Genomic DNA, 19,282 nt, shown 5'->3' with positions numbered 1-19,282 from the left:
CTGATTAACCTTAAGTTACAAAACCCCGTTCCGATATGCGTTATACAGGTGCTGATGATAATCATCAGTGGCCTAGTGCCACTGTGCGCGCAGAACAATAAGAATCGGAGGGGACCACTCGTGAAGAGCCTGTTGTATCCGGCCATCGCGCTGATGAATCGGTTGAGCTTCGGGATGAAGTTCAGCCTGATCAGTATTTTGTTTTTCCTGCCCATGCTGGTAACCAACTACTACCTGGTCCGCGATTCCTATGCCCAGTTCCACGCCACCCAGGTCGAATTGCAGAGCCTTGAACTGCTGCAGGGCAGCCTGACGTTGCGGGGCGAGCTGGAGACCCTGGGCAACCTGATGCAGATCAACGCGATCCTCGGCCAGTCAGGCAAGGCCCAGGCGGTCGAGACGCAGATCGCCGACCTGGAGAAACAGGTGTTGGGCCGTTTGTCGAACCTGACCGCGGTCACCGCCGATGAAGCACAGGCTCAGGACTTTCACGCCAAGCGCGACGAGATGCTCGCCCAGCTCAAGGCTGCACAGGTGGAATCGTCGTTGTTGAGCAAGGTCGCCATGCTGGACAAGTTGCTGGGCCAGGCCCAGGTGCTGAGCAAGATGATCGCCAGCCAGGCCGGGCTCAGCCAGGACAGCGACTCGGCCATTCGCCAGCTTAGCGAACTGATGACCACCGTCACCCCTGAAGTCACCCAGACCCTGGGCGAAGGCCGGGCCATGGGCGCCTACTCACTGGGGCAGGGCTTCCTCAATTCGGCGACCAGTACCCGTTTCGAGGATTTGCTGCTGCGTCTGGACAAGCTCGCCGCCGACTATGCGCTCAGGCTTCAGGATGCCCTGGCCACCGAGCCCGGGGCCCAGGCACGCCTGGGCAGTCTGGCGGCCAGCAGCCAGGCTTCGTTGAAAGCGGCCGGCGAGTTGTTCGAAGAACAGGTGGTCATGGCCGATACCCTCGATGCGCCGTGGTCGGCCTTCTATGAGCAGGTCAGCGGCCTGATGGCGCAAACCTATGCCCTGAACACCGCTACCAGCGAGTTCCTCGACCAGCAGTTGCAGCAGCGCCTGAGCGAGCACCGCCTGCACATGATCCTGCTGGTGTCGGCCCTGGCAGGGGTATTCCTGCTGATCGTCTACCTCTACGGCGGCTTCTACGCCTCCACCCGGCATACCCTCAAATCACTGGGCGCGGTGATGGACAAGGTGGCTGCCGGTGACATGACGGTGAACTTCAAGCCTGACAGCCGTGATGAGCTGGGCGAATTGGGGCAGGTGTTCAACGGCACGGTACAGCGGATTCACGACCTGATCGAGCAGGTCGGCCACACCGTGGTCGAGGTCGAGCGCCAGGCCGAGCAAGTGCATGCGGTGTCGGCGCGCAGTAACCAGGCCGTCAGTGGCCAGCGCGGACAGATCGAGCAGGTGGCCACCGCCATGAACCAGATGTCAGCCACGGCGCAAGAGGTGGCGCGCAGCGCCGCCGCGGCGGTCAGCAGCGCCCACAGCGTCAACCAGGAGACCGTCAGCGGTCGCGGCCTGGTCGAGTCCCAGCAAGGCAATATCGCCCGCCTGGCCGGTGAAATCGATCAATCGGTGGTGGTCATCAATCAGCTGGCCAGCGACAGCCAGGCGATCAGCCGGGTGCTGGAAGTGATCAAGAGCATTGCCGAGCAGACCAACCTGCTGGCCCTCAACGCCGCCATCGAGGCCGCTCGCGCCGGGGAGCAGGGCCGTGGTTTTGCCGTGGTGGCCGATGAGGTACGGACCCTGGCCAAGCGCACCCAGCATTCGACCGAGGAAATCGAGCAGATGATCTCGCGCCTGCAGGGTGGGGTCGGGGCGGCGGTCAAGGCCATGGATGCCAGCCATCAGGTGGCCGCCGGTACGGTCAGTCAGTCGCAGCAGGTGCAGCAGGCCCTGTCGAACATTCTTGGCGCGATCGGCAGCATCGTCGACCAGAACCAGCAGATCGCCGCCGCCGTGGAGCAGCAGACCGCGGTGGCCCATGACATCGACCAGAACATCGTCCAGATCAACCGCGCGGCCGAGCACACCACCCAGGGCGCGCACCAGACCGAGGATGCCAGCCTGCAGTTGTCGGCCCAGGTGCTGGAGTTGAAACGCCTGATCGGTGCGTTCAGGGTCTGAGCCAGCGGTTGCTGATCTTTTCCACGCTGTGACAAAGTAGCGCCCTGACGGATTCCAGGGAGCCGGATGTGTCGGCAACGCTGCGGGTGTAGTCTCACCCTCACAGCAACGGAACCTCGAGTCCACGCGATTCGGCTCCCTCAGCATATTCACTGACGAGGTACAGACATTGGCCATCATCCATCCTAAAGTTCGCGGTTTTATCTGCACCACTACGCACCCGAAAGGTTGCGAGCTGAACGTACGTGATCAGATCGAAGCCACCCGCAAGCTGGGCGTGCGCGAGGATGGTCCGAAGAAGGTCCTGGTGATCGGTGCATCCAGCGGCTACGGCCTGGCAGCGCGCATCACCGCCGCCTTCGGTTTCAAGGCCGATACCCTGGGCGTGTTCTTCGAAAAGCCGGGTACCGAGACCAAGGCGGGCACCGCTGGCTGGTACAACGCCGCGGCTTTCGACAAGTTCGCCAAGGCCGACGGCCTGTACAGCAAGTCGATCAACGGTGACGCCTTCTCCGATGAAGCGCGGGCCAAGGTGATCGAGCTGATCAAGAACGAAATGGGCGGCCAGGTCGACCTGGTGATCTACTCGCTGGCTTCGCCGGTGCGCAAGCTGCCGCAGACCGGTGAACTGGTGCGTTCGGCGCTCAAGCCGATCGGCCAGCCGTACAAGTCGACTGCCATCGACACCAACAAGGACACCATCATCGAGGCGTCCATCGAGCCGGCGACCGAGCAGGAAATCAAGGACACCGTGACCGTCATGGGCGGCCAGGACTGGGAGCTGTGGATCGACGCCCTGGCTGGCGCCGGTGTTCTGGCGCCACAAGCGCGCACCGTGGCCTTCAGCTACATCGGTACCGAAATCACCTGGCCGATCTACTGGCACGGCGCCCTGGGCCAGGCCAAGCAGGACCTGGACGAAACCGCGCTGCGCCTGGACAAGAAGCTGGCCGGTGAGATCAAGGGCGGCGCCAACGTGGCGGTGCTCAAGTCGGTGGTCACCCAGGCCAGCTCGGCCATCCCGGTGATGCCGCTGTACCTGTCGATGGTCTTCAAGATCATGCAGGAAAAAGGCGTGCACGAAGGCACCCAGGACCAGCTGGACCGTATGTTCCGCGATCGCCTGTACCGTGCCGACGGTGCGCCGGCGGCCGTGGACGAGAAAGCCCGCCTGCGCCTGGACGACTGGGAGCTGCGCGACGACGTTCAGGACGCCTGCAAGGCCATGTGGCCGCAAGTGACCACCGAGAACCTCTTCGAACTGACCGACTACGCCGGTTACAAGAAGCAGTTCCTCAACCTGTTCGGTTTCGAGCGCCAGGATGTTGACTATGACGCCGATGTCGCCACCGACGTACGGTTCGACTGCGTCGAGCTGTAAGTAAGCCCGCCTAAGGCCTTGTTGCCGCACCTGTTTTTGCGCAGGTGCGGCAGCCGTCTCACGCCTTTAACACAATTTGAAACAACTCCGTCACTGGCCCTTTGCTATTCCCTCGGCCGCCTGTTCTATACCACTCCCTACATGCCCTGTTTCACCGCCGGGGATCATCGGGAGGCGCCATGAGTGGACTGCAAAAACTAAAAGAGCGGATCAGGCAAAAGGGCCTGCAAAAGACCCTGAAGACCCTGTGCGAGCGCTACATCTTCTTCCATTGGGAACTGCTGTGGATGGAGCGTGACCTGGTCAGCCCCGTCCCACCGTACAACCTGCGCGAGCATCCGCCGGTGCGCCGCGTCGATATCACGCCCGAGAATGCCGATGCCTTTGCGCGTTACTTCGGCGACCGCGTGCAAACCATGCGCGAGCTGGCCGCCGAGGGCCATACAGGGCACATGTACCTGGATGAGAAGGGCGATGCCGTGGCTTTCATCTTCGGCAGCATGCGCGATTACCACGACCGCCATTACTACGGCTGCACCTTCCCGGTGAAACCCGGCGAGTTTTTCGAGTTCGGCGGTGAAATGACCCGCGCCTACTTCGGCACCCGGCTTTCGGTGGATGCCCAGGTCGCCCTGTGGGATGCCATGCGCGCCAAGGGCTGTACGCGGGTGGTGGACGTCTGTGAAACCCACAACATTCCGGCGCTCAAGCTGCATATTCGCATGGGCTATCACGAGCAGGGCCGGGTGATGCATGTGTATGGCCTGTTCGGACGCTGGCGCCTGTTCCGTGAAACCCGCTACGATGGCTCTCGCCTTGGCGGCCTGCGCAAGGTCCCGGCGCCGCGGGTAGCGGCCTCGGCATTAGAGGGTCGATGAGCAGTCTCGAAGCCTTTCCCCCCCTGCCTGTCTCCAGCAACAGCGGACAAGCCTTTCGTGAAGTCGCCGCCGATGGTTATTCCCTCGGCGGTTTCAGCTGGCGCCACGGCGTGCCGGATCCGGCGCGCCCGGTGGTGATCATCAACGCCGCCACCTCGGTGCGCTGCAGCTACTATTCACGCTTTGCCCAGTACCTGTTCGACCGGGGGTTCGATGTCATCACTTATGACTATCGGGGCATCGGCGAGTCGCGTCCGGCGCGCATGCGGGACTTCAACGCCTCCTGGACCGACTGGGGCGCGCTGGATTTCGAAGCCATGCTGGGACGTGCCGTGCGTGAGTTTCCCGGGCAGCCGGTCGATGCGGTCGGGCACAGTTTTGGTGGGTGTGCGGCGGGGCTGGCGGCCTCGGCCGGTCAATTGCGCCGGTTGGTCACGGTCGGCGCGCAGTTCGCCTACTGGCGTGATTACGCCCAGGACAGCCGCTGGCAGCTGATTGGCAAATGGCATGTGCTGATGCCGTTGCTGACCCGTGTGTTCGGCTATTTTCCCGGCAAGCGCCTGGGTTGGCTGGAGGACACCCCGGCCGGAGTGGTCAAGGACTGGAGCACGATGACGGCGGCCTATGAGCAGCGGCCCAGCGGCAAGTCGCTGGTCGAATTGCCGTTTGCCCGGGTCAGGGCGCAGACCCTGGCCATCAGCCTGACCGACGACCCGTTCGGCACGGTGCCGGCCATCGAGCGGTTGCTGCGTTACTTCGAGTCGAGCGCACGCAGCCATTTGCGCATCGCGCCTGCCGATATCGACGAGGCGCAGATCGGCCACTTCGCCTTTTTCCACAAGCGCTTCGAAACCCGGCTCTGGCCAATTGCCTTGCAGTGGCTGCAACAGGGGCAACTGGCCGACGGGACGCCTGGGCGGCTGTCGACCCTTACTTGAGGGTCAGCGGCTGGGCGCTGAACTTGACCCCGGCCAGGCCGTGCTTGATCAGTGCGCGGATGTTGCCGTGGTCGCTGCCTTCAGGCGTTGCCAGCACCGAACGGTAGTGCTCACCGAACGCCAGCAGCGCTTCCTGATCGCTCAGGCCTTCGAGCAGGGCCAGGCCCAGGGTCTTGCAGGAGCCTTCGTTCTGCCCGGCGGCGTTTTCCACGCCGCCGTTGTTGAAGGCTTGTGGCTGGTAGTCATAGTGCGCTGCGATGAACGCCAGGGTGTCGGCAAAGACGTGCTCGCCGCTGGCCAGGCTGTTACGCAGGGTGTTCAGGTCATTCATGGGTTTTTCCTTTGGCGAACGCCGCTTGTTGTTCGGCGCTGGCTTCTTTCTGGTACTGGGCTTTCCATTCGGCGTAGGGCATGCCGTAGACCACTTCACGGGCCTCGTCCATGCTCAGTTCGATCTGCTGCTCGTCAGCGGCGGCCTTGTACCACTTGGACAGGCAGTTGCGGCAGAAGCCTGCGAGGTTCATCAGGTCGATGTTCTGCACATCCTTGCGGCTGTCCAGGTGGGCGACCAGCCGGCGGAAGGCGGCGGCTTCGAGTTCGAGTTTTTGCTGGGCGTTCATGGTCATTCTCGTGACAAGGGCAATTCAGTCTACCGCGATGCGGTTCTTCAGATGGCGGCCACCGTTGATGACCACGTTGCTGCCGGTGCTGTACTGGCTTTCGAGTAGAAAGCGCACCGCCTCGATCAGGGGCCGGGCGCCGGGTTCGAACTCCAGCAGGGCCTTCTTCAGGGTCTGCTGGCGGTAGGCCTCATCGCTGTTTTCCTTGAGGATCAACAGCCCTGGCAGGATGGCGTTGACCCTGACCACCGGCGCGTATTTCTCGGCGAAGGACAGCACCATGTTCTGCAGCGCGGCCTTGGTGGCGGCGTAGCCGATGTGGCTCTTGCTGCCACGCGAGGAGGTCTCGTCGCAGATGTGGATGATATCGGCCTTGTCCATCTTCAGCAGTTGCTCACCCAGCGCCAGGTTCAGGTGATAGGGCGCCTCGACGTGCAACTTGAACATGGTGTTGAGGTTGGCCAGGTCGTCATCGAGCCACAGCGAAGCGTTGTGGACGATTGCCCGCAAGCCATCATAGTTGCTCTTGAGGTGGTCGATCAGGGCCAGGCGGTCCTGCTCCAAACACAAATCGGCCTGGAACTGGATGATGTTCGGGTGTGCGGCTTCGGGTGTTTTGCTACGACTGGCGCTGACTACGGTATGGCCGGCCTGCGCCAGGTTCAGGGCCAGGGCCAGCCCGACTCGCTGGCTGGCTCCGGTGACAAGAATTGGGCTGTTCATGGTGGGGGCGGTCAACTTTCACAGGTTCGCTTGGATAACCCCCAGCATACCCGAACTAGGCCGGGTTGCGTGCGCCCTGCGGCCTTGAGCGGCGGCGCGGGGCATTGAGCCAGCCGGCCAGCAGGCGGGTCGACAAGGGAATGAAGAAATACACCATCAAGGGGGTCAGCCCCAGGGTGCTGAGCAGGACGCGCGGTACCAGGTCCAGGGCCGCCAGCCAGTGGCCGAACAGCAGGTTGAACAGCAACGAGACCGGAAAGAACGCCAGCCAGATGGCGACGGCTTGCTTCCAGCGTGGTGGGCGTTGCACCGGATTGCTGCCGAACCAGCCTTCCAGGCCACTGGCCCGCAGCTCATGGGGTTGCTCGAACAGTCCGTTGCCGCGCGCCAGCCAGGCCTTGCGCGAAGCCGAGTGCTCCCAGGCCTGCATGGTCTGCTCGTTGGCGAAGCGGAAGATGATCTGGAATTCGTCGCCCTGGGGCGGTGGGGCGAGGACGCCCGAGCCCAGGTAGCCGGTGAAGTCGGTGGCCAGCTGTTCACCTTCATTGAGCCAGGCCATCAGGTCCTGGTAACGGCCTTCGGCGACGCGGCGCGTCACCATCAGGGTAACGGGAGGGGTAGACATTGTGTATCTCCTGGCAACCGGGCATGGCGGGTGGCCTGCCCATGAAATGCCGCCCGGGGTGGTGGACGGCATTTGCTTGCATGCAAAAATCGGGCGCGGATTATTGCTGAAATAACCTGACCCGTCAGTGCTGGCACGGGACCAATCTCAGGGAAAACCCCAATAGTGCTGTTTCCACTCCCCGGAGTAGAATGCCCCTTGACCCCTGACTCGTGGTTTCCCGGCAATGATTGAACCTGCCCACGCTTCGTTGAAACCTGGCGATCTCGATCACGAGGAGCTGTTTCCCATTCGCGAAGTGTCTCGCCTGACCGGTATCAACCCGGTGACCTTGCGTGCCTGGGAGCGCCGTTATGGGTTGATTCAGCCGACACGCACCGAAAGTGGGCATCGTCTCTATTCCCAGGCCGACATCGACGAAGTGCGCAACATCCTTGGCTGGATCGAGCGGGGCGTGGCGGTCAGCAAGGTCGGCAAGATCCTCGCCCGCAGCCATAGCCTCAAGGCCCAGGTTGAACCTGCGGGCAACCCGATCGGGCAGGACGATTGGAAGCAGTGGCAGTTGCAACTGCGCCAGGCGGTGCGCACCTTCGATGAGTCGCGTCTTGCCCAGGTCTATGGCCAGATATTCAGCAGTTATCCACTGCTGGTGGCCTTTCAGGACGTGATCATGCCGGTCTGGCAGGAGCTGCGCAGCACGCGCGAGGCCTTTGGCCTGACCAGTGAATGGCTGTTTCTCGACACCTTCCTGCGCGGGCGGGTGCTCCAGCGTTTGCAGCTGGCCGCCGAGCAGCAGGAAGTGCGGGTGGTGCTGGCGGCAATGCCAGGGCATTGCCGGGAGCTGGAACTGCTGGTAACCGCCTTGATGCTGGGCACCAGCGAAATCGCCGTGACGGTGCTGGGCCTGGGCCAACCGGTCGAAGAGCTGAGCCTGGTGTGCGAACGCATGGCTCCCCATGCCCTGGTGCTGTTCTCCAATCACCCGCCGTCAGTGGACCTGCCCAAACGCCTGGCGCGTCTGGCCCTGGCGCTGGAGTGCCCGTTATTACTGGCGGGGGAGGCGGCGGACCTGGCCCAGGACAGCCTGATCGGCTCGCAGGTGGCTTGCCTGGGGAGTGAAGGGCGTTTGATGCGTCGTCGCTTGCAGCAATACCTGGCCGGTCATCTGGACAGCTGAGGGTGTAGCTCCGGGTGAGCCAGTCGGTGAGCCTGGAGAATGTATTCGCGTAGCCGCTCGATCTCCTGCGGCAGGCTCTGGCCCAGGTTGTAGGCGGCCAGGCATTCGCCGGTACGGCGTTGCAGCGTGCCGTGCAGGGCAATCGGCAGGGTATTGTCAGGGGCGAACCAGAGGTCGAACGATTTTGGGGGCTCAGGCTGGTCACGCACTTCGAGCAGCACGCCCTTGAACGAGATTTCCCGGACCCACAGCCCGGCACTCAGGCCCAGCTCGTCTTCCAGCGCCACCGGGGTCTCCAGGGTCAGCCGCCAGGGGCGAACCATGGGGCCTTCTTCATAGATGTTGGGCGCGCCCAGCTGCAGGTGCAGGGAATGGAACTCGTCTTCGACCAGTTGCAGCGGAAAGGTCATCTGCTGGTTTTCGAACTGCGCCTGCAGGGTGACCTGCTCCTGGGCGATCAGCTGGGTCAGCAGGTCTTTGATCTCTGTGCCACCATTGACCAGCATGCGCGACGCCGGCTCAGCGATGACGGGCTGTGGCGAATGCTGCATGGTCCTGATGAAATCCAGCTCATCCTGAGTCAGGAGGGCATCTGCTCGCATGGTCGAACTCGACGTATCAATCGTTAATTACGTTTCTTCACCGTCATGGACAAGCAAACGGCGATTTGGTTTTTACCGTTGGTCGGTTTCCAGTTCGGCGATGCGCGCCCTGGCCTGGGCCAGCTCGCGTTCCAGTTCGATGACGCGTTGTTCGGCTTCGACCTGGCGGCTGACATCTTTCTGGATGCCGATGAAGTACTTCAACTGGTCGGCTTCGTTGTACACTGGGGTGATCGACAGTTCGTTCCAGAACATGCTGCCGTCCTTGCGGTAGTTGCGCAGGATCTCCCGGCTCGGCTGGCCGCTGCGGATCGCCTCGCGGATCAGCGCCCGGGGGCGCTGGTCGCGGTCATCGTTCTGCAGGAAACGGCAGTCGCGGTAGAGGATTTCGTTGGCCTCGTAGCCGGTCAGGCGCTCGAAGGCCGGGTTCACGTAGATCAGGATGGTATCGTCGTCGCCTTCCTGTTCGGCGACCACGATGCCGTCGTTGGAGGCATCGATCATGCGTTGCAGCAGTTTGGCGTTGATCATCGGTGAGGTCCGCAAGGGCAGGGGATGGGTACGGCGGGTGATTCTAGAGGATTGGCCGATGGCCTACACCTTAAGAATGAGGCCTTTTGCCAGTGTCCGATGCTAGTATCCTACGTTTTTACTCAGCTTCGGAATTCACTATGAAAGTCGCCATCCTATCCGGTTCGGTCTACGGCACGGCCGAAGAAGTTGCACGGCATGCCGAGTCGCTACTCAAGGCCGCAGGTTTCGAGGCCTGGCATGCTGCGCGCGCCACCTTGCAAGACCTGCAGGGCTTTGCCCCCGAAGCCTTCCTGGCGGTGACCTCGACCACCGGCATGGGTGAGCTGCCCGACAACCTGATGCCGCTGTTCAGTGAAATCCGCGACGTGCTGCCCGCCGCCTGGCGCGGCCTGCCGGGTGCGGTGATCGGGCTGGGCGACTCCAGCTACGGCGATACCTTCTGTGGCGGTGGCGAACAGATGCGTGAGCTGTTCGCCGAGCTTGGCATCAACGAAGTGCAGCCTATGCTGCGCCTGGATGCCAGCGAAACCGTAACCCCGGAAACCGATGCCGAACCCTGGCTGGCCGAGTTGATCGGCAAGCTGCGCGGCTGATCAGCCCGGCGCCGGCTGCTCGCGCAATAACTGCAACCAGGCCTGGGCGGCCCGCGACAGATAAGCGCCCTGGCGCCAGATGAAGGCAATGTCCCAGCGCAGGTCGGTCGGCTCGCTCAGGGTCAGGCGCACCACGCCGGGGCGTTCCAGGCCGCGGGCAACCACCCGGGGCAGCAACACCACACCTTGCCCCGCCGCCACCAGGGCGGCAAGAAAGTCTGCCTGGCCGCTGCGCCCGCCTTCCCGGGGCGTGAACCCCAGTTGCTGGCAGGCGCTGAGCAGGCGGTCGTTGAGCACGAAACTGCGCTGATACAGCAGAAACGGCGTGTCGGCCAATTGTCCCAGGCTGACCGAGCCGGCACCGGCCAGGGGATGGTCAGCGGGCAGCAGTGCATCGAGGGGTTCATTGCAAAATGGCTGGAAGGCGAACGCCGGGTCGCTCGGTGTCAGGCTGCCACCCAGTTCCAGTTCGCCGCTCTGCACCGCCTGCTCCACGCTGCGGCTGCCTCCTTCAAGCAAGTGAATGGTGATGTTCGGGTAGCGTCGGCGGTATTCGGCGAACAACCTGGCAAAGAGAGCGTCACTGCCCAGCAACGGCAGGCCCAGGCGCAGTTCGCCACGGCCCAGCTGGCTCAGGTCGTCAAGTTCGTTTTGTAACTCCTGGCGCAGGCGCAGCATGGCCTCGCCGCGCTCCAGGACGATTCTGCCGGCGGCGGTCAGGAGCAGGTGCGAGCCCTGGCGTTCGAGCAAGGCCGTTCCCAGGGCCTGTTCCAGTTGGGCCACCTGCTTGCTGACCGCCGACTGGCTGATGTGCAGGGTTTGGGCGGCCTGGGTGAACCCGCCGCGGTGGATCACTTCGATAAAGCTGCGCAGTTGTTTGAATTCCATGGCCTCGATTCCATTATGGAATGGAGTCAAGTCTAACAATTCGCTTTTGGCGTAGGGGATGGACTTCTAGAATAAAGGCCTGAAGAGGTCCCCCACGATGAAGCCTGCATCCCTCAAACGTTTCCTGCGCCTGCTCACTGAGCTGGCGGTGTTTCTTGCTCTCTATACGTTCGGCGGCCAACTGGCAGCCTGGCTGGGCTGGCCGATCCCCGGCGGCGTCATGGGCCTGGCCCTTTTGCTGCTGTTGTTCGCCCTGGGCTGGTTGAAACCGGCCACCTTGCAACTGGGCGCCGGCTTGCTGATGGCCGAGATGCTGCTTTTCTTCATTCCGGCGCTGATGAGCCTGCTCGACTATGGCAGCCTGCTGCGGGACGAAGGCTGGCGCATCCTGCTGGTGATTGGCATCAGTACCCTGATGGTCATGGTACTGACGGCGGTTACGGTGGAAGGTGTGTGCCGCTGGAGGATGCGCCATGACGCTTGAGCCCATGTCGCTGTTCTGGCTGGCGCTGACCTTGCTGGCCTACCTGGGCAGCCGCTGGCTGTACCGGCGCACCGGCCGTTACCTGTTGTCGCCGCTGATCCTGGTGCCGGCCGTGTTGCTGGCGATCGCCGTGCCCTTGCACACCGCCTATGCCGAGTATTCGCGCAACACCCATTGGTTGATGTCAGTGCTGGGGCCGGTGACGGTGGCCTTCGCCGTGCCGATCTGGCAGCAGCGCGCCTTGCTGGCGCGACACTGGCTGGCGCTGAGCCTGGGCATGCTGGTGGGCAGTGCCGCCTCGATCGGCAGCTCCTGGGGCCTTGCCCATCTACTGGCGCTGGACAACGCAGTGAGCCTGTCGCTGCTGCCGCGTTCGATCACCACGCCTTTTGCCATGCCACTGGCCCAGGACCTGGGCGGGGTGCCGGAACTGACGGCGGTGTTCGTGATGTTCACCGGGGTGCTGGGCGCGATGTTCGGCGGGGTGCTGCTCAAGTTCCTGCCGCTGCGCACGCCACTGGCCCGTGGCGCGCTGTTCGGGGTCGGGGCCCACGGCGCCGGGGTCAGCCGGGCTCATGAAGTCGGCGGCGAGGAGGGTTCGGTGGCCGGGCTGGTGATGGTCCTGACCGGGCTGCTCAACCTTTTCGCAGCGCCACTGCTGACCTTGATGCTGTGATGCACTGCGCTGTTCGGCCACATGACTCGCAAGGTCAATAAGCTGGCTGCCAATGCAAGTCACCTTTGTCCGTGTGCTGACTAGACTGTTCCCCCAGTAGAGCACACGAATGTGCCGAGGTGATTGCAATGATCGCTACCGCTGCCTTGCCCAACACTCAACACTTCCACTCACCGGGAGCACGCTGATGCCCCTGGCCGAGATCCCATTGTGCGTCTGGCGGACCCGGGGCCTGAATTTCTCGTTCCGCGGCCAGAGCATTCGATACTGGACGGCAGGGCAAGGTGAGCCACTGCTGCTTATTCACGGATTTCCCACCGCAAGCTGGGATTGGCACTACCTGTGGGCGCCATTGGCCCAGCGCTTTCGGCTGATTGCCTGTGACATGCTCGGTTTTGGCGATTCGGCCAAACCCGTGCATCACGACTACAGCCTGATCGAGCAGGCCGATCTGCAACAGGCCTTGCTCGCCCACCTGCAGGTTGACCAGCCGGTGCACCTGCTGGCCCATGACTACGGTGACAGCGTCGCCCAGGAATTGCTGGCGCGCCACCACGAAGAACGTGCGCAGATTGCCAGTTGCGTGTTCCTCAACGGCGGCCTGTTTCCCGAGCGCCACCGTGCGCTGCTGATCCAGAAACTGCTGCTCAGTCGCCTGGGCTGGCTGGTGGGACGCTCGTTCGGGCGCGATGACCTGGTACGTCATGTCACCCAGGTCTATGGTCCTTGTACCCATCCCAGTGAAAGTGCCCTGGATGACTACTGGAGCCTGGTCGCGTCCAACCAGGGTACGCGGATCCTGCACAAGCTGGTCAGCTATGTGTCCGAGCGGGTGGCCCACCGTGAGCGTTGGGTCGGCGCCCTGCAACAGGAGGGGGTGCCATTGCGTTTCATCAATGGCGCGGTCGATCCGGTGTCCGGTGTGCACATGCTCGAACGTTACCAGGAGCTGGTCCCGCATCCCGATACCGTATTGCTGCAAGGCATCGGTCATTACCCGCACACCGAGTCGCCGGTCCAGGTCCTGCGCCACTACCTGGCGTTTCGCGAGCATCCCATGGCACAACTTCCACAGAAAATCGCCTGGTCCTGAAGGGCCAGGCCTGCCCATCATCCGTTGACCTTATCGCCTGCCATTCACCCTGTACCCGCTTGATTGTGCGTCGGCCGAGGCTGGCCGACACTCGGGCATTCCCTGCCGGTTTCCCTGGAGTGATGAGCATGAACGATTCGGTGCGCCTGGACGATAAAGTGGTGATCGTGACCGGAGCGGGCGGCGGCCTGGGGCGTGCCCATGCCTTGCTGTTCGCCCGTCACGGGGCCCGGGTGGTGGTCAACGACCTGGGTGGCTCCACCCACGGCGAAGGTGCCAGCGCATCCGCGGCCGACCGGGTGGTGGCGCAGATTCGCGAAGCGGGAGGCACCGCCGTGGCCAGTCACGATTCGGTGACCGACGGCCAGCGTATCGTCGAGCAGGCGCTGGACACCTTCGGACGGGTCGATGTGCTGATCAACAATGCCGGCATCCTGCGCGACAAAACCTTCCACAAGATGGAAGACAGTGACTGGGACCAGGTCTACCAGGTGCATGTGGAAGGGGCCTACAAGGTGACCCGTGCGGCCTGGCCTCATTTGCGCGAGCAGAACTGGGGGCGGGTGGTGTTTACCGCGTCGACCTCGGGGATCTACGGCAATTTTGGCCAGGCCAACTACGGCATGGCCAAGCTGGGGCTCTACGGCCTGACCCGGACCCTCGCCATCGAAGGCCGCAAGAACGGCATCCTGGTCAACGCCATCGCACCCACCGGCGGTACGCGCATGACCGAAGGGCTGATTCCGCCCCAGGTGTTCGAGCAGCTCAAGCCGGAGTTGGTCAGCCCCCTGGTGGTGTTCCTGGGCAGCGCGCAATGCCAGGACAGCGGCGGCCTGTACGAAGTCGGTGGTGGCTGGATTGGCAAAGTGCGTTGGGAGCGTAGTCTGGGCGTGGGCTTCGACCCGCACCAGGGCTTTGCCCCGGAAGAGGTGGCGGCCAACTGGCAACGCATCGGCGATTTCAGTGACGCCATACATCCACGCGACAGTCTGGAGGCGCTGCAGCAGATGATGGCCAATTTGCAGGCGCACATTCGCGGCTGAGGCGTGCCTGAGGTTGTGGCCGGCCGGGCAACTTGCCTATGCTGGGTGGCCATGATCGATACAGGAGTACAGCGGATGTACGAGTCCAGAACCGAAGCGGTCATTTCGCCCCGGCAGTTTCGTTATCGCCTGATGTGGCATGGCCTTGGCGCCTGCCTGTTGCTGGTTGGCTCGATTCTGTTCGGGGTGCTGGGGCACCTGTACTTCGAGCCGCACATCCCCCTGCACGATGCCATTTTCAACGCCACCTTGCTGCTGGGCGGGGTAGGGCCGGTGATCCTGCCCGAGAGCGTTGGCGGCAAGTTGTTCTTTGCTGGCTACGGCTTGTATGTCGGGCTGGTGTTTGTCGCCAGCATCGGCTTGATCCTGGCACCGGTCGCCCATCGCTTGCTGCATCGCTTTCACTTTGACGAAGGCGGCGACGACTGATCACGAGGTATAAAAAAGGCCGCTACAAGGTAGCGGCCAAAGTAAGACGCAGATCAAGGAGCTTCAAAATCAACGTCGGTGAACCTGGGTCAAGCCCCATCGGGCGGAGTGTGCACGCCGGTTGATGGAGTCGGGCTGTCTTTCGATCCGCGCCAGCACCGTCTTGGTGCAACCAGAATAGGCGCCTGGCGGTAGCAGAAAAATAGGTGTTTCTGACATTCACCGTTACAACTCTGGTAATAGTGAAGTCACAAGACAGTAACCCGTTATTTCATTGATGACTGTGAGCATGTGTAAACAACTTTGCTTAGGCGTTGCCCATTCCCAGGTAACAGTCAGCTTTTGCTTGAATTAGCAATAAGACATTTCTCTTGGGTTGATATATACGTCACTTCGGGGCTTTTAATAAGAGTCAACAGGGACAGGTTTCGCTGGAATTTTACGGGTGGTGAGCACGTCAATTAGTCGCGATTTGGCTATCACCACCAGGAGAGATCAGCAAATGGATTTGACCAGCGTTTTCAATGTACCGGGGTTGAACTTCGACGATAGCAGTCTGGAGACAGTTCTGCTGGAAATGAGCCGTACGACGTTTCAGATCAAGAACCAGCTTGAGTTGCTGCCCTCTCTGACCCAGACCGCTTGCGATGCGTTCTGGGAGCAGGCACGCAAGGTGGGTAGCAATCCATTGAGCCTGTACGTACACGTGACGAAACTGTTTTTCCTCGACCTTCGTTTTGTGGCTTTGCGCCAATCTTGGCTGCAGTCGAAACTCGTCGCACTGGAAGATCAAATCTTTGATGCTGACGAGCATCTTCGTCTTGTGGCACTTAGCATCGATGGGAAATCGCAGGCGTTACCTTTGGCGTTTGTCATCGGCGAGTCGTTCGATGCCTCATCTCCCGGCAAGGTCTGGTTTTACAGCCTTCAGGAGGGTTTGCAAGAGCAGGGTGATGCACAGCGATTCATCGACAGGATGACGCTGCGCCTGAGCCAGCCGGCTGCTGCCGAAGACCCCCTGGTCCAGCCGTTGCCGCCCGAAATCAAAGAGCGCCTTGCGCAAGGCCAAACGCCTCAATTGACCTTGGCGCCACTGAGCGAGTCTCCGTTTCGACGACAAGTAGACGATATCCGCCAAGCCCTGCGCGAAGTGCCTGTGCAAGACCTGTTGCAACAACGCCTGGCAACCAGGCTCCGGCAACACCGCCACGCCCAATTGCCGGAATGGCTTGGCTTTCTCGAAGGTGAAGAACGAGCGGCCTATGAGTTGCGCGAACGCGCTGTTGCCCTGTGCCAGCAACGGGTCGATGAACACCTGCAAGGCATGGCCAGCGCCGAGGACTATGCCGCTGCGCAAATAGCCGTTTATGTGACGCAAGCCATGGGTATTGATGTTGATGCTCGGCGACTGCGTGTGAGGATCAGGCATGCGTTGGATATCGAGGGTGAAGTACTGCACGGTGAGCGCGAGATGACGCTGGTACGCTGGCTATTGTCCGGTGGCTACCACGGCCGCGAACTGCAAGCGCAGATCATCGACGACGAGCTGGCGAAGCAACTGACGCCGGACTTTGTTCAGCATATGATCGATGAGCTGAATGTCCGTTTGAGTTACCGGGACGCATTGCAATCGTTGTACTTTGACGGCCCTGGCCCGCAATTGATGAGTGACGCGGTCGATGCACGGCTGGCGTTGAGCGCCCTGGCTGCGCGTTACCAAGGGCTCGACGGCAAGGCTTTCGAGGCGCTGGAAGCGGCGCGTAACCATCAAGGTGCGCTGGACGACCTTGGCCTCGAAGTGGGTGGCGTGATCCTCGATCCTTTCCAGTTGGCGCTCAAGGATGTGTTTTACCTGCGCTATGGCCAAGGAGACGATCAGCGCGTGCTGTTTTACTCCCCGGGCGCGCCAGGCGCCGATCTGCGGGTATTGCGCAATGCACAGCAACTGAGCCTGGAAATTGCTGGCTGGACGCTGACGGATCAGGGGCAAGCCTACTTGCTTGGTCAACTACCGGTCGACGCACAGCCGCAGTTCACTCAGTTGCTCAAGCAGGTGCAGAGACTGCCTGGAGATTGGTCGCGACAAACAATTACGCTGGAGCGCTGGTCTGACGCCAACTGGCAGGATGCGCTGTCGGAAATAGCCTTTATGAAGGTCAATGGGGTGCTGGATCAGTTGCACCTCGTCACGCCCCGGTGGTACGTCGATGCGCCGCAGGTCCTGCGTCAGCAACTGAGTAACATCGATGCGTCACTTGAGGTAGTGCACAATGCCTACCAGCAGCTTAACAACATCGAACCCTTTGCCGATTACGCTCATCGTCTGGTCAAAGAAAAGATCAACGCGTTTGTCGGCACCTCCGGGCCCGAGGTCGATCCTGATACCGTCCTGGTTGAGCTTGAACCGGGTCACGTCACAAGCCTTACCCGCACGGTCATAAGCGGGTACGACAGCAGTTTCAATTTCGCCGATTTCGCAAGAATTACATCGACCGTTGGCCAGAACCTGTCACGCCTGGATCGTCGTTTTCTCGACAGCTACATTCGTTCAGCCAAGCTGGGTGAGCACTACATTCAGACGATTCGCAGTCGCTTGCTCGATGCGACTGACCCGTACTACCAGCGCCGTCGCCTGTTACATCGTGAGGTCCTGCGCCTGCAGATGCTCCGCGCCTGGTTGAGCGAAACCATGGCTGGGCGACTGGCGGCCGATCAGAGCCAGTGGCTGGGAGACGCTATCAATGAATTGCTTGACCTTGAGCCGGCGGTTGTTGGCGGTGATCGAACGTCGCGCAAGAACGGAGTATTCCAGTTCGCGCTCAGTGGCCGACGGGTCGAGGGTGTATACCTGTTCAGGAGTGTGCGCCAAGATCTTGTAGAGGACCTTGTCTACACCCCAGAAGCCCCAGGTGGCCTGTTCTTTCGTACGCCCCAGGCACTGGCCCGGCAATGGGGCGATCCTGCCTTGCAGGACTATTTTTACCTGCGGGTCAGTATTCGCGATCAGCCAGTCATCGGCTCCTTGATCGAGCGGTACCAGCGTGCAGGGGATGGCGAGGCTATTATCGTTGCGGCGATCAGTGACTATCAGCGCATTACGGACCTGGCGCATGAGTTCGATGTGATGGTCGAGCGCATCGTGGCCGATGTGGATGAAGACACCACCAGTGTGGCCGAGCGAATTTCCGGTCTTTTGTTCGAGGTCGCGCTCAGTGTGGTGGCTATTCTCTCGATTCCCTTCCCGCCGGCCAGCCTTGCTGTCAGTGTGGTCATGACCCTGCGCGCATTTGTAAAGGGGCTGATCGCGTATCAGGATGGCGATCGAGCGGCAGCCACGAAGTTTTTTCTGGACGCCGGGGTGGGGCTTGTTTCGTTGTCGGGCATCAGCGGGCACGTGGCGAAGCTTTTGTCACGTTTTTCACAAGGGCCCAGTTCACCCCAGGTTCAGTTGTTGAAAAATCTGTTCCATGATTTGCACCCGGTGGGTACGAATTCGCTTTCCAGTATCAACAAGGTGCTGGAGGAGGAACTCCAACAGTTTCTGGAAATTTTCGAGCATAAGAGCATGAAGATGACAACCGGCGTCTAGCGTTCTTCGTGCCCCATGCGCCAGCTGATCAGCTTTGCCGTTGCCAGCAAATGCTGCGCCGCGTCCCCCTGTTCGTCAGCATGAAATATCGACGTCGGGCCGACCACGGTCAACACTGCAGCAATCTGGCCCATGGCATTGAATACCGGCGCCGAAAGGGCATCGACACCGGGCATCAGCAGGCCATGGACGTGGTGCAGGCCGCGCTGGCGGATGTCGGCGAACAGGGTCTGATAGTCGCTGGCGCTCTGGCCGGTCGCGGGCAGTTCCTGCTCACGCAGCTCGATGGTTTCGCGCTCCGGCAGGTAGGCGCCGAACACCAGGCCCGTCGATGAACTGAGCAACGGCAATACCGAGCCGATCTGGGTAACCACGGTTACTGCCCGCACGGCCGGCTCGATGTTGACCACGGTGGCTCCCTGATTGCCCCAGACGGCAATGAAGCAACTCTCGTTGAGTTCATCGCGCAGTTGCGACAGCGGCAGCGCCGCGACCTTCAGCACATCCATCCCGCCCAGGGCCGCCAGGCCCACGCGCAAGGCTTCACGGCCCAGGCCATAGTGATTGGTGGCCGGGTCCTGTTCGGCGAAGCCGCTGGCGATCAGGGCCTGCAGGTAGCGGTGGACCTTGCTCGCCGGCATATCGACATGCTCGGCCAGGCGCGACAGCGAGGTCGAAGGCGACAGTTGGGCCAGGGCCTTGAGGATATCGGTGCCGACTTCGGCTGAGCGGACCTTCTGTTTGCCGGCGCTGTCGGCGGTGGAGCTGGCTTTGGCCATGGTGGGTTCGATCCGGTAGTCCAGGTGGGCGTCTTTATAGCTTGACGGTATTCGTCAATCAAATTACGTTATGCGTAAT

20 protein-coding genes and 1 pseudogene are annotated in these 19,282 nt (G+C 61.7%); 13 read left to right on the top strand and 8 right to left on the bottom strand.

All coding sequences use genetic code 11. The annotated features are described in order from the left end of the window. Positions 1 to 54: 54 nt before the first annotated feature. The 5 genes and pseudogenes from ACIQUS_RS06040 to ACIQUS_RS06020 all read left to right on the top strand — a co-directional run. Positions 55 to 1,296, top strand: a pseudogene (locus ACIQUS_RS06040) (HAMP domain-containing protein); the annotation flags it as partial. Between the two features lie 141 nt (positions 1,297 to 1,437). Beyond that, the gene (locus ACIQUS_RS06035; RefSeq protein WP_403044628.1) at positions 1,438 to 2,151 is read left to right on the top strand and encodes a methyl-accepting chemotaxis protein; all 714 of its coding nucleotides are present in this window, start codon (positions 1,438 to 1,440) and stop codon (positions 2,149 to 2,151) included. A 169-nt stretch (positions 2,152 to 2,320) separates the two neighbouring features. Further along, positions 2,321 to 3,532, top strand: a complete 1,212-nt coding sequence (fabV, locus tag ACIQUS_RS06030; protein ID WP_403044136.1) for an enoyl-ACP reductase FabV — start codon at positions 2,321 to 2,323, stop codon at positions 3,530 to 3,532. A gap of 179 nt (positions 3,533 to 3,711) precedes the next feature. After that, complete coding sequence (locus ACIQUS_RS06025; RefSeq protein ID WP_403044133.1) at positions 3,712 to 4,410, top strand: GNAT family N-acetyltransferase; 699 nt, start codon at positions 3,712 to 3,714, stop codon at positions 4,408 to 4,410. Next, a complete protein-coding gene (locus ACIQUS_RS06020) occupies positions 4,407 to 5,348 on the top strand; it encodes an alpha/beta fold hydrolase (protein ID WP_403044130.1) in 942 nt (313 codons plus the stop codon). Before ACIQUS_RS06025 ends, ACIQUS_RS06020 begins: the two co-directional genes overlap by 4 nt. Here ACIQUS_RS06020 and ACIQUS_RS06015 read toward each other — a convergent pair. Genes ACIQUS_RS06015 through ACIQUS_RS06000 form a run of 4 tightly spaced genes read right to left on the bottom strand, consistent with a single transcriptional unit; the run spans position 5,341 to position 7,316 of the window. After that, positions 5,341 to 5,679: a HopJ type III effector protein gene (locus tag ACIQUS_RS06015; protein WP_403044127.1), complete on the bottom strand. Its 339-nt coding sequence runs from the start codon at positions 5,677 to 5,679 to the stop codon at positions 5,341 to 5,343. The two genes, ACIQUS_RS06020 and ACIQUS_RS06015, sit on opposite strands and share 8 nt — an antisense overlap. Beyond that, complete coding sequence (locus tag ACIQUS_RS06010) at positions 5,672 to 5,968, bottom strand: DUF1244 domain-containing protein (RefSeq protein WP_403044124.1); 297 nt, start codon at positions 5,966 to 5,968, stop codon at positions 5,672 to 5,674. The genes ACIQUS_RS06015 and ACIQUS_RS06010 overlap by 8 nt, the downstream gene beginning before the upstream one ends. 24 nt (positions 5,969 to 5,992) lie before the next feature. Continuing rightward, positions 5,993 to 6,691, bottom strand: coding sequence for a dihydromonapterin reductase (folM, locus tag ACIQUS_RS06005; protein ID WP_403044122.1), 699 nt, complete (start codon positions 6,689 to 6,691; stop codon positions 5,993 to 5,995). 55 nt (positions 6,692 to 6,746) lie between these two features. Next, on the bottom strand, positions 6,747 to 7,316 hold the full coding sequence (locus ACIQUS_RS06000) for an antibiotic biosynthesis monooxygenase (protein WP_403044119.1): 570 nt from the start codon (positions 7,314 to 7,316) through the stop codon (positions 6,747 to 6,749). Between the two features lie 226 nt (positions 7,317 to 7,542). Between ACIQUS_RS06000 and ACIQUS_RS05995 the strand changes: the two genes are divergently transcribed. Further along, positions 7,543 to 8,493: a MerR family transcriptional regulator gene (locus ACIQUS_RS05995; RefSeq protein WP_403044117.1), complete on the top strand. Its 951-nt coding sequence runs from the start codon at positions 7,543 to 7,545 to the stop codon at positions 8,491 to 8,493. Here the strand turns inward: ACIQUS_RS05995 and ACIQUS_RS05990 are convergent. Then, positions 8,478 to 9,095 carry a hypothetical protein gene (locus ACIQUS_RS05990; RefSeq protein WP_403044114.1) on the bottom strand — a complete coding sequence of 206 codons (618 nt, stop codon included), beginning with the start codon at positions 9,093 to 9,095 and terminating at the stop codon, positions 8,478 to 8,480. The two genes, ACIQUS_RS05995 and ACIQUS_RS05990, sit on opposite strands and share 16 nt — an antisense overlap. Before the next feature lie 72 nt (positions 9,096 to 9,167). Then, a complete protein-coding gene (locus tag ACIQUS_RS05985) occupies positions 9,168 to 9,626 on the bottom strand; it encodes a PAS domain S-box protein (protein ID WP_403044111.1) in 459 nt (152 codons plus the stop codon). A gap of 140 nt (positions 9,627 to 9,766) precedes the next feature. On the opposite strand from ACIQUS_RS05985, the gene ACIQUS_RS05980 reads away from it, so the two are divergent. Next, positions 9,767 to 10,222 (top strand): flavodoxin, encoded by a 456-nt coding sequence (locus tag ACIQUS_RS05980; RefSeq protein ID WP_403044109.1) that lies wholly within the window; start codon positions 9,767 to 9,769, stop codon positions 10,220 to 10,222. Here the strand turns inward: ACIQUS_RS05980 and ACIQUS_RS05975 are convergent, their stop codons facing one another. Next, entirely contained in the window at positions 10,223 to 11,110 is an 888-nt protein-coding gene (locus ACIQUS_RS05975) for a LysR family transcriptional regulator (protein ID WP_403044106.1), read from the bottom strand. A 97-nt stretch (positions 11,111 to 11,207) separates the two neighbouring features. Between ACIQUS_RS05975 and ACIQUS_RS05970 the strand changes: the two genes are divergently transcribed. The 6 genes from ACIQUS_RS05970 to ACIQUS_RS05945 all read left to right on the top strand — a co-directional run bounded on the left by ACIQUS_RS05970 (position 11,208) and on the right by ACIQUS_RS05945 (position 18,424). Next, positions 11,208 to 11,594: a CidA/LrgA family protein gene (locus ACIQUS_RS05970; protein WP_403044104.1), complete on the top strand. Its 387-nt coding sequence runs from the start codon at positions 11,208 to 11,210 to the stop codon at positions 11,592 to 11,594. Continuing rightward, on the top strand, positions 11,584 to 12,270 hold the full coding sequence (locus ACIQUS_RS05965) for an LrgB family protein (RefSeq protein ID WP_403044101.1): 687 nt from the start codon (positions 11,584 to 11,586) through the stop codon (positions 12,268 to 12,270). The genes ACIQUS_RS05970 and ACIQUS_RS05965 overlap by 11 nt, the downstream gene beginning before the upstream one ends. A 187-nt stretch (positions 12,271 to 12,457) precedes the next feature. Next, positions 12,458 to 13,363 (top strand): alpha/beta fold hydrolase, encoded by a 906-nt coding sequence (locus ACIQUS_RS05960; protein WP_403044098.1) that lies wholly within the window; start codon positions 12,458 to 12,460, stop codon positions 13,361 to 13,363. 128 nt (positions 13,364 to 13,491) lie between these two features. Then, positions 13,492 to 14,406, top strand: a complete 915-nt coding sequence (locus ACIQUS_RS05955; RefSeq protein ID WP_403044095.1) for an SDR family oxidoreductase — start codon at positions 13,492 to 13,494, stop codon at positions 14,404 to 14,406. Positions 14,407 to 14,481: 75 nt separating this feature from the next. Further along, positions 14,482 to 14,835 (top strand): hypothetical protein, encoded by a 354-nt coding sequence (locus tag ACIQUS_RS05950; protein ID WP_403044092.1) that lies wholly within the window; start codon positions 14,482 to 14,484, stop codon positions 14,833 to 14,835. A 502-nt stretch (positions 14,836 to 15,337) separates the two neighbouring features. Further along, complete coding sequence (locus ACIQUS_RS05945) at positions 15,338 to 18,424, top strand: hypothetical protein (RefSeq protein ID WP_403044089.1); 3,087 nt, start codon at positions 15,338 to 15,340, stop codon at positions 18,422 to 18,424. Here the strand turns inward: ACIQUS_RS05945 and ACIQUS_RS05940 are convergent. After that, entirely contained in the window at positions 18,421 to 19,203 is a 783-nt protein-coding gene (locus ACIQUS_RS05940; RefSeq protein WP_403044086.1) for an IclR family transcriptional regulator, read from the bottom strand. The two genes, ACIQUS_RS05945 and ACIQUS_RS05940, sit on opposite strands and share 4 nt — an antisense overlap. Positions 19,204 to 19,282 lie beyond the last annotated feature (79 nt).

This window comes from Pseudomonas sp. NPDC090755 (assembly GCF_044769005.1).
In the GTDB taxonomy this organism is placed as follows: Bacteria; Pseudomonadota; Gammaproteobacteria; order Pseudomonadales; family Pseudomonadaceae; genus Aquipseudomonas.
This window is presented reverse-complemented; position numbering and strand designations above follow the sequence as displayed.

What these genes read in the sequence shown, in the direction of transcription:
- ACIQUS_RS06035 (WP_403044628.1), top strand. Translation starts at nt 1,438, where the DNA reads ATGAACCAGATGTCAGCCACGGCGCAAGAGGTGGCGCGCAGCGCCGCC.
- ACIQUS_RS06025 (WP_403044133.1), top strand. Translation starts at nt 3,712, where the DNA reads ATGAGTGGACTGCAAAAACTAAAAGAGCGGATCAGGCAAAAGGGCCTG.
- ACIQUS_RS06020 (WP_403044130.1), top strand. Translation starts at nt 4,407, where the DNA reads ATGAGCAGTCTCGAAGCCTTTCCCCCCCTGCCTGTCTCCAGCAACAGC.
- ACIQUS_RS06015 (WP_403044127.1), bottom strand. Translation starts at nt 5,679, where the DNA reads ATGAATGACCTGAACACCCTGCGTAACAGCCTGGCCAGCGGCGAGCAC.
- ACIQUS_RS06010 (WP_403044124.1), bottom strand. Translation starts at nt 5,968, where the DNA reads ATGAACGCCCAGCAAAAACTCGAACTCGAAGCCGCCGCCTTCCGCCGG.
- folM (WP_403044122.1), bottom strand. Translation starts at nt 6,691, where the DNA reads ATGAACAGCCCAATTCTTGTCACCGGAGCCAGCCAGCGAGTCGGGCTG.
- ACIQUS_RS06000 (WP_403044119.1), bottom strand. Translation starts at nt 7,316, where the DNA reads ATGTCTACCCCTCCCGTTACCCTGATGGTGACGCGCCGCGTCGCCGAA.
- ACIQUS_RS05995 (WP_403044117.1), top strand. Translation starts at nt 7,543, where the DNA reads ATGATTGAACCTGCCCACGCTTCGTTGAAACCTGGCGATCTCGATCAC.
- ACIQUS_RS05990 (WP_403044114.1), bottom strand. Translation starts at nt 9,095, where the DNA reads ATGCGAGCAGATGCCCTCCTGACTCAGGATGAGCTGGATTTCATCAGG.
- ACIQUS_RS05985 (WP_403044111.1), bottom strand. Translation starts at nt 9,626, where the DNA reads ATGATCAACGCCAAACTGCTGCAACGCATGATCGATGCCTCCAACGAC.
- ACIQUS_RS05980 (WP_403044109.1), top strand. Translation starts at nt 9,767, where the DNA reads ATGAAAGTCGCCATCCTATCCGGTTCGGTCTACGGCACGGCCGAAGAA.
- ACIQUS_RS05975 (WP_403044106.1), bottom strand. Translation starts at nt 11,110, where the DNA reads ATGGAATTCAAACAACTGCGCAGCTTTATCGAAGTGATCCACCGCGGC.
- ACIQUS_RS05970 (WP_403044104.1), top strand. Translation starts at nt 11,208, where the DNA reads ATGAAGCCTGCATCCCTCAAACGTTTCCTGCGCCTGCTCACTGAGCTG.
- ACIQUS_RS05965 (WP_403044101.1), top strand. Translation starts at nt 11,584, where the DNA reads ATGACGCTTGAGCCCATGTCGCTGTTCTGGCTGGCGCTGACCTTGCTG.
- ACIQUS_RS05960 (WP_403044098.1), top strand. Translation starts at nt 12,458, where the DNA reads ATGCCCCTGGCCGAGATCCCATTGTGCGTCTGGCGGACCCGGGGCCTG.
- ACIQUS_RS05955 (WP_403044095.1), top strand. Translation starts at nt 13,492, where the DNA reads ATGAACGATTCGGTGCGCCTGGACGATAAAGTGGTGATCGTGACCGGA.
- ACIQUS_RS05950 (WP_403044092.1), top strand. Translation starts at nt 14,482, where the DNA reads ATGTACGAGTCCAGAACCGAAGCGGTCATTTCGCCCCGGCAGTTTCGT.
- ACIQUS_RS05945 (WP_403044089.1), top strand. Translation starts at nt 15,338, where the DNA reads ATGGATTTGACCAGCGTTTTCAATGTACCGGGGTTGAACTTCGACGAT.
- ACIQUS_RS05940 (WP_403044086.1), bottom strand. Translation starts at nt 19,203, where the DNA reads ATGGCCAAAGCCAGCTCCACCGCCGACAGCGCCGGCAAACAGAAGGTC.